Consider the following 14243-nt stretch of genomic DNA (forward strand, 5'->3'; position numbering starts at 1 on the left):
CTCAATTAAAAGAGGCCTGTTAAGCGCTCTGCGTCCGAGGACGCAGCCAATTGTCCAAAAAGCCCCAGATCGCGAGCATCAACACCACGATCGAGGTCACCGGCAGCACGATCAGCAATACATAGATCGCGACCAGCCAGTTGCGATCCATCCGACCGACCGCCTTGCTGCGATGTGCGGCCGCCAACCCCTGGAACGCCAGCGCGAAGAACGCCACCGACGCCAGCGAAACCGTCAGGGCCGAGCCCGTCACGAACGCGGTAAGGAACAGCACAGTGGTCGCGATTCCCAGCGCGAGCCCGAGCCGCAACTGCCGGTACTCGACACCAAACGAACCTGGGCTGTCCAGCAGCGACTGCCACCACCGGCCCAGCAACACCGCGCCGAACACCACGCCCAGCAAGAGCGCCGCCACGCTGCCCCACATGGTGCGCGCCCAGGTGGCAATGATCACATCGCGATCGCCTTCGAACCTGAACCCGGCCCGCGCCATCGCGCCCAATTGCAGCTCGATCTGCTCGCGCCACATGCCGACCGGATCGGGCAGCACGGCGAACACCACCATCAGCAGCACCGCCAGGCTCAGCAGCGTGACCTGGAACACCAGGTTCAGCGAGCCCGTGGTCCGCAGCAGCCAGGCCAGCAGCACCGGGCCGAAAAACAGCATGGCGCCGCCCAGCACCAGCAAAGCCAGCCAGCCCGGCGGTATCGTCGATACCGACGCCACCACCCAGCTGGCGGTTGCGCCGGCGATGAACGCCATGCCGAACGCGTAGCGCATATCGAAGCGCAACGCCACCAGTACAGCAATGGCCGCGGCAACGATCAGAAAGGGCAGCGGCAGACTCGGGGAAAGCGCTCCACTCATGGCGCTCGCGAAGGCGGCGCGCCACGGATGCCCTGTTAGCCAGACAGCAATTGCACGGTGCATGTATCTGCCCCGCGCCATTGTTTCATAGGGCGCGGGGCGTGGGACCCGAAGTTTTTCAGTGCTGGTCGGTGTACGGCAGCAGAGCCAGATAACGAGCGCGCTTCACGGCAACCGCCAGCTGACGCTGATAGTGCGATTTGGTGCCGGTGATGCGGCTCGGCACGATCTTGCCGGTCTCGGTGATGTAGCTCTTCAGGATGCCGAGATCCTTGTAATCGATCTGTTCGATGCCTTCGGCGGTGAAGCGGCAGAACTTGCGACGGCGGAAAAAGCGGGACATGGTGAACCTCTAAGAGTGATTCGATGGAGATCAGGCCAAAGACGATTAACTCGCCGCGGAAGCGCCTTCTTCCTCGTCGTCACGCGCGAAGCGCTCGTCGCGCTCCTCGTCGCCCTTCGCCATCGGCGAGGCTTCGGTGACGGCCTTGTCCATCTTGATGACCAGGTGGCGGAGGACCGCATCGCTGAAGCGGAACGCGCCGGTGAGCTCGGCCAGCGTCTTGCCGTCGACCTCGATGTTCATCAGCACGTAGTGGGCTTTGTGGACCTTGGCGATCGGGAACGTGAGTTGCCGACGGCCCCAGTCTTCCAGGCGATGCACGGTGCCGTTGCCGGCCGCGATCATGCTCTTGTAGCGCTCCAGCATGGCCGGAACCTGTTCACTCTGGTCAGGGTGCACCAGAAAAACGATCTCGTAGTGTCGCATTGCTGCTCCTTGTGGATATGCCGCCTGGATCGAGAAGCCAAGTGCGGCAAGGAGTTGAAAGAAAACCCGTGCGCCGGGCGAGCCCGGGCGCAACAGGGCCGCGGATACTAGCGGACCCGTCCCGCCAAAGCAATGGATCGCCCCCGACGCCGGAGTCGAGACCGGCGGTGTGACCGGGGTCTCCCTTAACAAATCTTAGTAGGGTTTTCCCTAAGCGGGACGGCCGGGGCCAGGCTGATTTCTTGCTGGACCGCGTCAAGACAAATCGGCAGCGGCCGTTACAGCCAGCGGCGGTGTTCCCGCCCCCTCGCTCCCGCGGGATGACCGCGGCCGTGCTACTGGAGTTGCACAGCCTAATCGGCCTTAGGACTTTACATAGTGAACGGCTCATACAACCTGTGGCTCGTGGCGCTGTCGTTCGCGATAGCCGTCTGCGTGTCCTATACCGCTCTGAACCTCGCGTCGCGCGTGGCAACGGCCCGCCGCCAGTATGTGCGCATGTGGCTCGCCGGCGGCGCGCTCGCCATGGGCGTCGGCATCTGGTCGATGCACTTCATCGGCATGCTCGCGTTCACGCTGCCCATTCCGCTCTCTTATGACATCCCCAAGACGCTGGCATCGCTGGTCGTCGCGATTCTGGTCTCCGGCTTCGCGCTCAGCATCGCGAGCCAGAAACGAAGCAGCCTCGGGCGCCTGGCCGGCGCCGCGGTGCTCATGGGCCTGGGCATCGCAGCCATGCACTACTCGGGCATGGGCGCGATCCGCATCGTGCCATTCATTACTTACGAACCGAAGCTGCTGATCCTGTCGGTCGTCATCGCCATCGTGGCCTCGTTCGCCGCGCTGTGGCTGTTCTTCCGTCTGCGAGGCGGCGCCTCGTGGCGCATCTTCCTGCAACGTTCGGCTGCCGCGCTGGTGATGGGCGCGGCCATCTGTGGCATGCATTACACCGGCATGTTCGCCTCGCAATTCGCGCCCGGCTCTTACTGCATCGGCGCGACCAGCACCAGCAACGGCTGGCTGGCATTGCTCATCGGTGGTTTCGCGCTGAGCGTGTTGCTGATCACGATGATTCTGCTGATGTACGACGCGCACCTGGAATCGCGCTCGCGTCAGCATGCAGTGGCGCTGGAAGATGCGAATGCGCGCCTGCGCCATCTGGCGACGCATGACTCGCTCACCGAATTGCCCAACCGCCTGTTGCTCGATGACCGTTTGACCCAGGCCATCTCGTATGCCGAGCGCCGCGAAGGGCGCGTCGCCGTGCTGGTCATCGATCTCGACCGCTTCAAGATGATCAACGACTCGCTCGGTCATCACGGCGGCGACGAGCTGTTGAAAGAAGTGGCCAATCGCCTGCGCGGCACGCTCCGCAAGAGCGACACGCTGGCGCGCACCGGCGGCGATGAGTTCGTGCTCATTGCCGATGAAGTCACCGGTCAATCCGATGTGGAGCAACTGGCGCAGCGCCTGCTCGCCTGCTTCGCCAAGCCGTTCCACATTCTGTCGGTCGATATTCACACCGCGCCCAGCATCGGCATCAGCGTCTATCCAAGCGATGGCGCACGCGCCGAGGAACTGATCGTCGCGGCCGACGCGGCGATGTATCACTCGAAGAAAGTCGGCGGCAACACGTATTCGTTCTTCACGTCCTCGATGAATGCCTTCGCGCAGCAACGCCTGGAACTGGAGAACGGCCTGCGTCGCGCGCTCGGCAATGGCGAGTTCGAGCTGCATTACCAGCCGAAAGTGGACGTGACGTCCGGTCGCATCAGCAGCACCGAAGCGTTGATTCGCTGGCGCCATCCGGAGCGCGGCCTGGTGCCGCCGGGCGATTTCATTCCGCTCGCGGAAGAGACTGGCCTCATTCTGCAGATTGGCGAATGGGTGCTGCGTGAAGCCTGCCGGCAGGCGCGTCAGTGGGAGGTCAATGGCATGGCGCCGGTGCGCGTCGCCATCAACATGTCGGCGACTCAGTTCCGACAGAAAAATCTGGTCAGCATCGTGAAGTCGGCGCTGGAAAACGCCAACCTCGAACCGACCTATCTGGAGATCGAGCTGACCGAGAGCGCGGTCATGCATAACGCCGCCGCGTCCGCGGAGATTCTCGAACAGCTCAGCCGCCTGGGCGTGCACATTTCCATCGACGACTTCGGCACCGGCTATTCGAGCCTGAACTACCTGCGCCGCTTCCCGCTCGACAAGCTCAAGATCGACCGCACCTTCATCAAGGACGTGGTTGCCAATCCCGAAGACGCGGCCATCGTGCAGGCGATCATCTCCCTGGCGCACAGCCTGAGATTGAAAGTGATCGCCGAAGGTGTCGAAACCGAGCAGCAGCTGCAATTCCTGCGCTCGCTCGGCTGCGATCAATATCAAGGCTTTTTCTGCAGTCCGGCGATGGAGCCGGAAGCGTTCGCGGAAATGATGCGAGCCAAGAACCCGGGCAAGTTCGATCCATTGGCGACCATGAGCCGCCTGTACGTGAAGCCACGCAAGACCGGCACGAGCAGCTGATCCTTACTGGCGTTGGCGAACAGCCTCGTACAGCAGCACGCCGGTCGCAACGGAAACGTTCAAGCTTTCCACGACGCCACGCATCGGAATGCTGACCAGCGCGTCGCAGTTCTCTCGCGTCAGGCGACGTAAGCCCGTGCCCTCCGCTCCCAACACCACCGCAAGCGGACCGGTGAGCTTGCTCGCATAGAGCGAATGCGGCGCCTGATCGTCGGTGCCGACAATCCAGATCTCTCGTTCCTTCAGCCAGCGCAACGTGCGCGCGAGATTCGTCACCTGAATCAGCGGCACGGTTTCCGCCGCGCCTGATGCTACTTTGCGCACCGTGGCCGACAAGCCAGCCGCGCGATCCTTCGGCACGATTACCGCCGCAACGCCAGCGGCGTCGGCGGTACGCAAGCAAGCGCCGAGATTGTGAGGATCCTGCACGCCATCCAGCACCAGCAGCAGCGGCGGCGCCGTGAGTGAATCGAGCAAGTCGTCGAGCGCGCCTTCGCCCAGCACGCCCACGCTGCGGATCTGCAAGCACGCGCCCTGATGACGCTCGTCGCCGGCGATTCGATCCAGCTCTTTGCCGTCGCGCATCTCGATCTTGATGCCCTTCGCCTGGGCCAGCTTCAATACCTCGGCAATCCGCGCATCGTCCCTGCCCTTTTGCAGGATCAGCAGCGCGGCGCGTTCGGGCCGCTGCTGCAACAAGGTGCGCACCGCATGCAGCCCGAAAATGGTCGTCGATTCACTCATCGTCTTCCTCGGTGCTGGTTGCGTCGACGCTGCCACGGTCCACGCACCATGCGTTGACCGCCGCCCGCCTCGGCCAGCTCGAAGTCGATTTTACGTTCATCGATGACCACATTGATCAAGCGCACGCGCAAATGATCGCCCAGACGGAAAATCCGTCCGCTGCGCGCGCCGACCATGCGATAGCCCGTCTTGTCGCGCGAGAAGTAATCGGCGCCGAGCGCACTGACGTGCACGAGCCCATCGATCTGCATTCCCTTGATCTGCACGAACAAGCCGAAGTCGACCACGCCAGTCACCAGGGTGTCGAACTCCTCGCCGATCTTGTCACGCATGAATTCGCACTTGAGCCAGGACATCGCGTCGCGTGTTGCTTCGTCGGCGCGCCGCTCGGTGTGCGAGCACGACTGCCCCAACGTCGACACCATGCCCGTGGTCCATGGGAACGTCTCGGCGTTGCCGCCGCGCAGGATGTGACGGATGCCACGATGGACCATCAAGTCCGGATAACGCCGGATCGGCGAAGTGAAGTGCGCGTACTCGGATAACGCCAGGCCGAAGTGACCGATGTTCTCGGGTTGATACACCGCTTGCGGCATGGAGCGGATCACGACGGTCTGGATCAGATGCGCCTCTTCGTGACCGACGGACCGCGCCAACACCTCGCTCAGATCGTGCGGCTCCAGCTCGCGATCCGTGGGCAACTGAATATTGAAGCCTTGCAGGAACGAACGCAGCTGTTCCAGCCGATCCTCCTCGGGTTTGCCGTGCACCCGATACAGTGTGGGGATGCGATGCTTTTTCAGGAAACGCGCCGCCTGCACGTTGGCGGCGATCATGCACTCTTCGATCAAGCGATGAGCGTCGTTGCGCGTGGACTCCACGAAGGTCGCGATGCGCCCCTGCGCATCGAACTTCACTTTCAATTCCGGCGCATCGAAATCGAGCGCGCCGCGCTGCAGGCGTTGCCGATGCAGCGCTTTGAATACGCCATAGAGGCTTTGCAGCTGCTCGCCCAGCGCCGTCACTTCAGGCTCGTGGACCGCGGCTGGATTGGTCAGATACGCCGCCACTTTGGTGTAAGTCAGGCGCGCCGCCGAGCGCATCAATCCTTCGAAGAATTGCGCACGGGTCACCTTGCCGTCCGCGCTGACGCGCATCTCGCAGACCATGCAGAGCCGGTCGACGTTCGGATTGAGCGAGCACAACCCGTTCGAAAGCGCCTCGGGCAGCATCGGCAGGACCCGATTCGGAAAATAAACCGAGGTGCCTCGCAGCTGCGCCTCCCGATCGAGCGCTCTATTCGGCTCGACGTAGCTGGCGACATCGGCGATCGCCACCAGCAATCGAAAACTGCCGCCGCGCAACGGCTCGCAGTAAACCGCATCGTCGAAATCGCGTGCGTCTTCACCGTCGATCGTCACCAATGGCAGCTCGCGCAGATCCTCGCGCCCGCGCTTGGCCGCCGCCGACACCGAGTTGCCGAACGCTTCGGCTTCGGCGATCACTTCACCGGGAAACTCGAACGGCAAGCCGTGCGAATGGATGGCGATGTCGGTTTCCATGCCCGGCGCCGCATGCTCGCCGAGCACACGGGTGATGTGCCCGAGCGGCTGCGCCGTCTTCGACGGCTGTTCGACCAGCTTCACCAACACGACCTGGCCCGGTCGGGCCTGACCCAGATGCTGCCGAGGCACCAGGATTTTGTGCCCGATGCGCGGATTGTCCGGCACGACGAAACAGATGCCGGACTCGTCGTATAGCCGCCCGACGATCTCGCGAGTATTGCGCTCGAGCACTTCGACGATGGCGCCTTCGGGCCGGCCGCGATGATCGGTGCCGCTGATGCGCACGGCCGCACGATCGCCGTGCATGGCCTCCTGCATCTGGCGTGGCGCGAGATAGATCGGCGCCGACCGGTCGTCCGGCATCAGGAACCCGTGGCCGTCCTTGTGGGCGCTGACCGTGCCGACGGTGAGCGCGAGCCGCTCGCGCAAGCAGTACTCATCGCGCCGGTTGCGGATGATGGCGCCCGACTGCAGCAGCTCCTCCAGCTCCTTGGTCAGCCGTTTACGGGCGGAGGCGCCATTGCGCTGAGCGCGCTGGGCGAGTTCATCGAAATCCAGGGGCCGGCCGGCGGCCTGCAGCACCTGGGGAATGGCCGGCTGGTCGCGGGAAACGCGGGGCCGGGCGGGCGCACCGGTCCGCGCGGCCGGGCGCTTGGAGGTCTTTTTGGGTTTACGAGTTTTTTTTCTTAGCTTCATAGGAATTCACAGGGGGAAAAACAGGGGCTTGTCATTGACAGCCCTAAAGGTCATCGGTACATTGCGCGCCTCTTGCGGGGCATGCCCCGCGTTCCCTTCCTTGCCCAGGTGGCGGAACTGGTAGACGCGCTGGTTTCAGGTATCAGTGGAGCAATCCGTGGAGGTTCGAGTCCTCTCCTGGGCACCATCACTCACTAATAAGAAGAATAAACACGAAGGCAGCAATAGTACCGCATCGGTCGACGTGATGTTTCTTCAGATCGGATCGACGTGATTCCGATCTAATTGTCAGCCGGGATCCTTTACAGGTCGCATCCAAGCACTGCTCGGATGCTCGCGCTGACGTCGCTACCCGACTGATGCCGGAAAAATCCTCACCCGCTGGCGCTGATTTTGCACTGCTGTGGCCGACCTTCCAAAGCGTGACAGCAAGTCGACAACAGGGAGCAATGTCCATGCACAAGATTCTTGCGAAAGCATTCGCAGTCCTCATCGCGCTCGCCCTCGCACCGACGGTGAACGCCACTGTCATCACCACCGGCAAGATCGAGGTGCTGAATCCGTACACCGGTCGTTTCAGCTTCGACTTCGAAGTTCTCGGGCTCTCTCTCTACGGCATGGCAGATGAAGGCACTACCATCTTCTGGCCAAGATACGAAGGTGACACGTTCAGCGGCAATCACGGCAGATCCACGGATGAACGGTTTACCGGATACGTTGAGGATCAGCCCGTGCATTGGAGGGATGGCCTCGGCCCGGTCTATACGCGGCTCAACACTACGGCGGCAGGCGGGGTGCTGACGCGCGGACAGACGGTGTATCACTCGTCCTTTGAATTTTCGGGTTCTTTGTGTGCCGTGACTATCCAGTGGCAAACGCCCTGTGAAGTGGCATTCCCAAGTCTCACGGGTCAGGGCATTGCCGAATTCATCTTCAACGAGTCCATCCTCGAGGACGGCCGGCACTACTTCCAGCACGTCAAGACCACTTACACGTTCATGCCCGTGCCGGAGCCCACCACGCTGGCGCTTTTTTGTGCCGGGATTTTCGGCGTGGGCTGCGCGAGGCGACGGGTCCATGCAAGTCGCCGGTTAGATGCGGCCGCGCAATAGGCGAGTGACGGAACCATAGTTGTGGCCCGGAGCTTGACTTCAGGTGCTCACCGCACTGCTGTCGTCTCGCTCCGATGGTACGTCTTTCGCCGCATCCCGAACTGCTGGGCGCAGTCTCTACAGAAGGCGTCGCCCGCTTTCGGGTTTGGGCGCCCGAAGCAGCTCGCGTCGGCGTGGTGTTCGAACACGCCGAGCACGAGCCGTTTGCTCTGACGCGCGAGGACGGTGGTTATTTTGCCGGTGCCACGCGCACGTCCGCCCAGCTCTATAAATATCTCGTCGACGATGCCGGCCCGTGGCCCGATCCCTGCTCTCGATTTCAACCTCAGGGCGTGCACGGCCCATCGCTGCTCGTCGACCCCAGTGCATTCGCCTGGACCGACGCGAAATGGCGGGGCATCGGCATCGCACGCCAGGTCATTTACGAGCTGCACATCGGCACGTTCACGCCCGAAGGAACGTTCGATGCCGCCGCGACGAAACTCGAATACCTGCGCGACCTCGGCGTCACCGTGCTGGAAATCATGCCGGTCGCGGAATGTCCCGGACGTTGGAACTGGGGCTATGACGGTGTGCAGATTTACGCGCCCTATCATGTGTACGGCGATCACGAAGCGTTCAAGCGATTCGTCGATCGCGCGCATGCGCTGGAGCTGGCGGTCATTCTCGACGTGGTCTACAACCACCTAGGGCCGGATGGGAATTATCTGGGCTGCTTCAGCCCGTATTATTTCAGCAAGCGCTATCGCACCGATTGGGGCGACCCATTCAATACCGACGAAGACCACAACGCCGGCGCGCGTGAGTTCCTGATCGGCAATGCGTGCTATTGGATCCGCGAATTTCATCTCGACGGTTTCCGGCTCGACGCCACCCAATCGATTTTCGATTCGAGCAAGACTCACCTGCTGGCGGAGCTGACGACGCGCGCCCGCGCCGTCGCGCAGCCTCGCAGCATCGTGTTCATCGCAGAGAACGAGCCCCAGTGCAGCGAGCACCTGCTGCCCGTGAAAGCCGGCGGCTTCGGCATGGACGCCATGTGGAACGACGACTTTCACCACACCGCGCGTGTAGCTTTGACCGGCGCTCGCGACGGCTACTTCCACGACTACACCGGACGCGCGCAGGAATTGCTGTCGTGTGTACGCCGGGGATTTCTGTATCAAGGACAGTGGTACGAGTGGCAGAAACAAAACCGGGGCTCGCCCCTGCGCGACCGCGAGGCCGCCGCCTGCGTGATCTTTCTGCAGAATCACGACCAGGTTGGAAACACCGCCAGCGGGGTGCGCATTCATTCGAACTCGGCCCCGGCGAGCTATCGGGCCTTGGCGGCGCTGACGCTGCTGGCTCCGCAGACGCCGCTGTTGTTTATGGGACAGGAGTTCGGCGCATCGACCACATTTACTTTTTTTGCGGACCACGCTGAAAAACTTTCGCAGCAGGTGCATGCCGGCCGTCGCAAATTCGTCAGCCAGTTTCGTGCTTACGCGGATGCGAGGCTGCAGGCGTTGATTCCGGATCCCGGCGCCGAGCGGACTTTTCTAGACTCCAAGCTCGACTGGACCGAATGCTCCCGCCATCGACATCTGCTGAGCATGCATCGCGATCTGTTGCGGCTTCGCGCTCGAGATCCCGTGATCTCACGCCAGGATCGGGTCGGCATCGACGGCGCCACGCTGAGCGAACGCAGCCTGGCGTTGCGCTGGTCCGATGCCAACCATGGCGATCGTTTGTTGATCGTGAATCTGGGTGACGAACTGGGAGCCGGGTCGATCGCCGAGCCGCTGCTCGCGCCACCGCGCGGCTGCGGCTGGCAGACGCTGTGGAACAGTGAAGCGCCCGAGTACGGAGGCCTGGGCGCATTCGAGCCAGTCGCCGATCACGGACGGGGCGCCTGGCGAATTCAGACGCAATGCGCCGTGCTGTTGGTGGCAGCACCGCGCATCACAAACCCCGAGGTGCCTGCATGATTCGCGATCGGCAGATCCTGTTGAGCTGGAACCGCGACAGCGATCCTTCATTCCTGCGCAGCCGCGAGTGGCTGGTCACGAACGGCCTGGGCGGCTACGCCTCCGGCACGCTGGCCGGCATTCCGGCGCGGAAATATCACGGCCTGTTCGTTCCCAATCTGGCCTCGCCGAAGGGCCGGCACATCCTCATCTCCCGCTGCGACGAGTGGGTCATGATCAACGATCGGGAGATGCACCTGGGCGGCGCGGAGTACGAGTCGGAGCGCTTCGAAGGCGAATTGCACCTGTTCCTGAAGGAATTCCGGCTGGACCATCGCATCGCCGTCTGGACCTTCGAGCACGAAGGCGTGGTGTTCGAAAAGTCCGTCACCATGGTCCACAACCAGAACACGGTGTGCGTGCAGTACCGGCTGTTGCATGGCGAAGCGCTCGAGCTGCAGGTCCGGCCGTTTGTTTCTTTTCGCCGCCACGACGAATCGCCGCACGCCGAGCCGGGCTCCTTCATGCTCGAAGTGCGTCGCGGCCGGCACGAGGTCCGTCACATCGATTCCGATATCGTGTTGCGCTTCGGTTTGAGTCCCGGCCCGACGGCGTTCGTCACCGAGGAGCGCGACGAAACCAACTTCGTGTATCGCATCGAGCGCGATCGCGGCGATCCGGAATATGAGAGCGCATTCAGTCCGGGTTATCTGCTGGCGCGCGTCCGGCCCGGTCATCCGGCGGTGTTCGTCGCGTCGGTGCACAACTGGGAGCAGCTGGACTTCGACGCGCCGGCGGTCTTCGATGCCGAACGTCAGCGCCTGCATCATCTGCTGAGTCTCGCCCCGGCGCTCAGAAGCGACCCCGTCGCCGAACAGCTGGCGATGGCGGCGGATCAATTCATCGTCCTTCCAGGCAGTCGCCTGGAGGAAAGCGTGCTCGCGCAGGCCGCCGGCGGCGAGCTGCGCAGCGTCTACGCGGGTTATCACTGGTTCGGCGACTGGGGTCGCGACACCATGATCAGCCTCGACGGCCTCACTCTGTGCACCGGGCGCTATCGGGAAGCGGGCGCCATTCTCAGCACGTTCTCGCACTATGTGAAGGATGGCCTGCTGCCGAATCTGTTTCCCGAGGGCGAGCGGCAGGCGCTGTATCACACGGTCGATGCGACACTTTGGTACTTCCACGCAATCTCGCGCTACGTCGAGGCAACGGCGGATCGAGCCCTGGTGAGGAATTTGTTTCCAGTGCTTCAGTCCATCGTCCAGCATCATCTCGACGGCACGCATTTCAACATCCATGTCGACCCGAAGGACGGCTTGATCTCGGCCGCCGCCGAGGGCCTGCAATTGACGTGGATGGACGCGAAGGTCGAAGGCTGGGTCGTCACGCCCCGGCGCGGCAAGCCGGTCGAGATTCAAGCGCTGTGGCACAACGCTCTGCAACTGATGGCGCATTGGGCCAGCGAACTGCGTCAGCCGCACGAGCAATACCAGAACCTCGCCGCTCAAGTGCGCGATTCGTTCAATCAGCGCTATTGGAACGAGCGGCGCGGCTGCCTCTACGACGTGGTCGATGGCCCGAACGGCAACGACGACGCCATTCGCCCCAACCAGGTCTTCGCCCTCTCGCTGCAACATCCCGTCTTGTACCAGCGTCATTGGAAACAGGTGGTCGACGTCGCCCGTGACAAGCTGCTGACCGCTTACGGGCTGCGGACGCTGAGCTCGGATCATCCGGATTACAAATCCCACTATCGCGGCAACCTGCGCGAGCGAGACGCGGCGTATCACCAGGGAACCGTGTGGCCATGGCTGATCGGCCACTACATCGATGCTTATCTGCGGGTGTATCCGGACCCGGCCGGCGCGCGAGCGTTGTTGGAATCGTTCCCCGGACACCTTTACGACGCCGGTGTCGGCAGCATCAGCGAGATCTTCGATGCCGAAGAGCCCTACGCTCCAGGCGGCTGCATGGCGCAGGCCTGGAGCGTGGCCGAAGTGTTGCGAGCCTGGTTGAAAACCAAGCCCGATGGATCAAGCCGCCGCTGAATCGTCCTGCGACTGAGCCGCGCGATCTTCCTGACGATACATCGCCAGCAACTGACGGAAGTCAGGCGAAGTCGCCGCGAGCAACGCCGCGGGGCCTTGCGCGACGACGCGTCCCTCGTGCATCACGATCACTTCATCGAAGCGATCGAGCAGATGCAGGCGATGGATCGACGACACGATGCACGAGTTCGGCAGGGCCGCGAAGATATTGTCATAGACCCGCGCCTCGGTCCTGGAATCCAGGGCCGCGGTCGGCTCATCGAACAACACCAGATTGCTATCGGCTGCCGCCAGAACACCGCGAGCAAGCGCGATACGCGCGCGCTGACCGCCGGACCAGTTCGCACCACGCTCGACGACTGCGGTGTTCAAGCCATTCGCATCGGCCGGGATGAAGTCGCTGACGCACGCGGTGTTCATCGCCTCTGAATACTGCGCGTCTGCCGGCGCGCCGGCATGCGTTGCGCAAAGCGCCAGGTTCTCCGCCAGCGTGCCTTCGAGCACTTCGGCATCCTGCGGCACCAAGGTCACATTCGCTCGGAACATTTGAGCCGCGGCCGACGGCGCGACGAGCGCCGGACCGTTGCGACGATCGATAGCAACGCGATCCGCCTCGTACAATCCCGCCAGCACACGAAGCAATGTGCTCTTGCCCGAGCCGCTGCCGCCGATCAGTGCGTAACGACGTCCCTGCTGCAGCGAGAGCGACACGCCGTTGAGCGTCGGCCGCTCGGTGCGAGCACCGGGATGGCTGAACACCAGATCGCGGACCATGTAGTACTCCGAGTCCGGCGACGAGGGCCGCAATACCTCGGGATCGAGCGTGTCACCGGCTTTGACGGGCGCCTCGCGGATCGTATCGGCGCTGCCGTAGTCGGCATGCTGGCGCGCAAAGTTCTGGAAGTTGGAAGCGAACGTGGAGATCACGCCCGCGGCCTGCGACGCGTATTCCCACACCATGTACAGGCTGCCGAGCATGAGCGTCTTCTGACCGACGCTCGCGTCCGTGTGCCGCACGGCTAGCCAGGCAAACAGCGCGACCAGGCTGCAACTCAGCACCTTGCTGCAAATATCGACGGTGCACCACTTCGCCTCGTTCAACACGATGGAACGACGCATCGGCGCGAAGATGGCCTCCAGACGGCGCTGGATCAGATCGGTGATAGCCCGCGCCTGGCGTAGCGCGAACACACTGGTGATATTGCCCAACGCATCGAGCAAGGCCGCGGAGTAGCGACGCTCAGCGTCGTTCTCACGATGCGCGAGACGAATCATCGCGCGATCGAATCCGATGACCGACACGCAGATGAGCACGAAGCCGACGATGGCGCTCAATCCGACGTACGGCTGCAACAGCCACAATGCGACGATCGGCCCGACCAGCCGGACCGCGCTGCTCAGATAGATGAACTGACTTTGGGTGAACGACGACAGCGCCGAGCTGCTCTGCTGGAGGCGATGCGCGGTGACGCCGGAATGATTCGTTTCATGCCAGGACAGCGGCAACGACAGCAGTCGCTGCAACAACCCGCCGGAAATGCGACGGCGAATCTCCAGCGCGACATTGCGCTCGAGCAAGCGGCCCGGGCCATGGAACACCCAGCTGAGCGCGGTCGCGACGACGACCAGCGCGAGCCACACACCGGCCTGGCCGATGCCGGACGCCCCACTTGCTTGCAGGACATTGATGGCGCGGCCGGCGAAATACGGCACGCTGAGCAGCACGCATTGAGCCGTCAACAACAGCACCACCGCGCCCATCAGGTGGGCACGCCGGCCGTGCGACTGTTCCCAAAGATGCTTGTAGAGATAGAAGACGCCACCGCGCTTCGCAGCCGCGGCGGGCATGCCCGAAGTGGACGATTCGCTCATGCTTGGCTTACATAACCTCAAAGTGCCAGGGACGCACTTTAGGGTGCAGCTAAGTACCTCAACGTGAACGAGTCGACGCTTCGGGCCTAAGGTTTTTGCT

10 protein-coding genes and 1 tRNA gene are annotated in these 14243 nt (G+C 62.9%); 5 read left to right on the forward strand and 6 right to left on the reverse strand.

Going from position 1 to position 14243, the window contains the following annotated elements:
- Positions 1-19 precede the first annotated feature (19 nt).
- From GYH35_RS29095 to rpsF, 3 genes are all read right to left on the reverse strand, one after another.
- The gene (locus GYH35_RS29095) at positions 20-868 is read right to left on the reverse strand and encodes a hypothetical protein (protein ID WP_161816075.1); all 849 of its coding nucleotides are present in this window, start codon (positions 866-868) and stop codon (positions 20-22) included.
- Positions 869-986: 118 nt separating this feature from the next.
- Positions 987-1211, reverse strand: coding sequence for a 30S ribosomal protein S18 (rpsR, locus tag GYH35_RS29100; RefSeq protein WP_161816076.1), 225 nt, complete (start codon positions 1209-1211; stop codon positions 987-989).
- Positions 1212-1256: 45 nt separating this feature from the next.
- Positions 1257-1637, reverse strand: coding sequence for a 30S ribosomal protein S6 (gene rpsF / locus GYH35_RS29105; RefSeq protein WP_161816077.1), 381 nt, complete (start codon positions 1635-1637; stop codon positions 1257-1259).
- Positions 1638-2012: 375 nt separating this feature from the next.
- On the opposite strand from rpsF, the gene GYH35_RS29110 reads away from it, so the two are divergent.
- Positions 2013-4154 carry a bifunctional diguanylate cyclase/phosphodiesterase gene (locus GYH35_RS29110; RefSeq protein ID WP_161830337.1) on the forward strand — a complete coding sequence of 714 codons (2142 nt, stop codon included), beginning with the start codon at positions 2013-2015 and terminating at the stop codon, positions 4152-4154.
- A gap of 3 nt (positions 4155-4157) precedes the next feature.
- Here GYH35_RS29110 and rlmB read toward each other — a convergent pair whose 3' ends face one another.
- Both rlmB and rnr read right to left on the reverse strand, forming a co-directional pair.
- On the reverse strand, positions 4158-4898 hold the full coding sequence (gene rlmB, locus GYH35_RS29115) for a 23S rRNA (guanosine(2251)-2'-O)-methyltransferase RlmB (protein WP_161830260.1): 741 nt from the start codon (positions 4896-4898) through the stop codon (positions 4158-4160).
- On the reverse strand, positions 4895-7159 hold the full coding sequence (rnr, locus tag GYH35_RS29120) for a ribonuclease R (protein ID WP_161830261.1): 2265 nt from the start codon (positions 7157-7159) through the stop codon (positions 4895-4897). The genes rlmB and rnr overlap by 4 nt, the downstream gene beginning before the upstream one ends.
- A gap of 102 nt (positions 7160-7261) precedes the next feature.
- On the opposite strand from rnr, the gene GYH35_RS29125 reads away from it, so the two are divergent.
- From GYH35_RS29125 to GYH35_RS29140, 4 genes are all read left to right on the forward strand, one after another.
- Positions 7262-7346: transfer RNA gene (locus GYH35_RS29125), tRNA-Leu, on the forward strand.
- A gap of 268 nt (positions 7347-7614) precedes the next feature.
- Complete coding sequence (locus GYH35_RS29130) at positions 7615-8271, forward strand: PEP-CTERM sorting domain-containing protein (RefSeq protein ID WP_161816080.1); 657 nt, start codon at positions 7615-7617, stop codon at positions 8269-8271.
- A gap of 74 nt (positions 8272-8345) precedes the next feature.
- Entirely contained in the window at positions 8346-10241 is a 1896-nt protein-coding gene (gene treZ, locus GYH35_RS29135) for a malto-oligosyltrehalose trehalohydrolase (RefSeq protein ID WP_161830262.1), read from the forward strand.
- Positions 10238-12271, forward strand: coding sequence for an amylo-alpha-1,6-glucosidase (locus GYH35_RS29140; protein WP_161830263.1), 2034 nt, complete (start codon positions 10238-10240; stop codon positions 12269-12271). The genes treZ and GYH35_RS29140 overlap by 4 nt, the downstream gene beginning before the upstream one ends.
- On the opposite strand, the gene GYH35_RS29145 is transcribed toward GYH35_RS29140, so the two are convergent.
- On the reverse strand, positions 12257-14143 hold the full coding sequence (locus GYH35_RS29145) for an ATP-binding cassette domain-containing protein (protein WP_161830264.1): 1887 nt from the start codon (positions 14141-14143) through the stop codon (positions 12257-12259). The two genes, GYH35_RS29140 and GYH35_RS29145, sit on opposite strands and share 15 nt — an antisense overlap.
- Positions 14144-14243 lie beyond the last annotated feature (100 nt).

This window comes from Steroidobacter agaridevorans, from assembly GCF_009932555.1.
In the GTDB taxonomy this organism is placed as follows: domain Bacteria; phylum Pseudomonadota; class Gammaproteobacteria; order Steroidobacterales; family Steroidobacteraceae; genus Steroidobacter; species Steroidobacter agaridevorans.

Bases quoted from the DNA above. Each gene is read 5' to 3' on its own strand.
- GYH35_RS29095 (WP_161816075.1), bottom strand. From the start codon at position 868: ATGAGTGGAGCGCTTTCCCCGAGTCTGCCGCTGCCCTTTCTGATCGTT.
- rpsR (WP_161816076.1), bottom strand. From the start codon at position 1,211: ATGTCCCGCTTTTTCCGCCGTCGCAAGTTCTGCCGCTTCACCGCCGAA.
- rpsF (WP_161816077.1), bottom strand. From the start codon at position 1,637: ATGCGACACTACGAGATCGTTTTTCTGGTGCACCCTGACCAGAGTGAA.
- rlmB (WP_161830260.1), bottom strand. From the start codon at position 4,898: ATGAGTGAATCGACGACCATTTTCGGGCTGCATGCGGTGCGCACCTTG.
- rnr (WP_161830261.1), bottom strand. From the start codon at position 7,159: ATGAAGCTAAGAAAAAAAACTCGTAAACCCAAAAAGACCTCCAAGCGC.
- GYH35_RS29130 (WP_161816080.1), top strand. From the start codon at position 7,615: ATGCACAAGATTCTTGCGAAAGCATTCGCAGTCCTCATCGCGCTCGCC.
- treZ (WP_161830262.1), top strand. From the start codon at position 8,346: ATGGTACGTCTTTCGCCGCATCCCGAACTGCTGGGCGCAGTCTCTACA.
- GYH35_RS29140 (WP_161830263.1), top strand. From the start codon at position 10,238: ATGATTCGCGATCGGCAGATCCTGTTGAGCTGGAACCGCGACAGCGAT.
- GYH35_RS29145 (WP_161830264.1), bottom strand. From the start codon at position 14,143: ATGAGCGAATCGTCCACTTCGGGCATGCCCGCCGCGGCTGCGAAGCGC.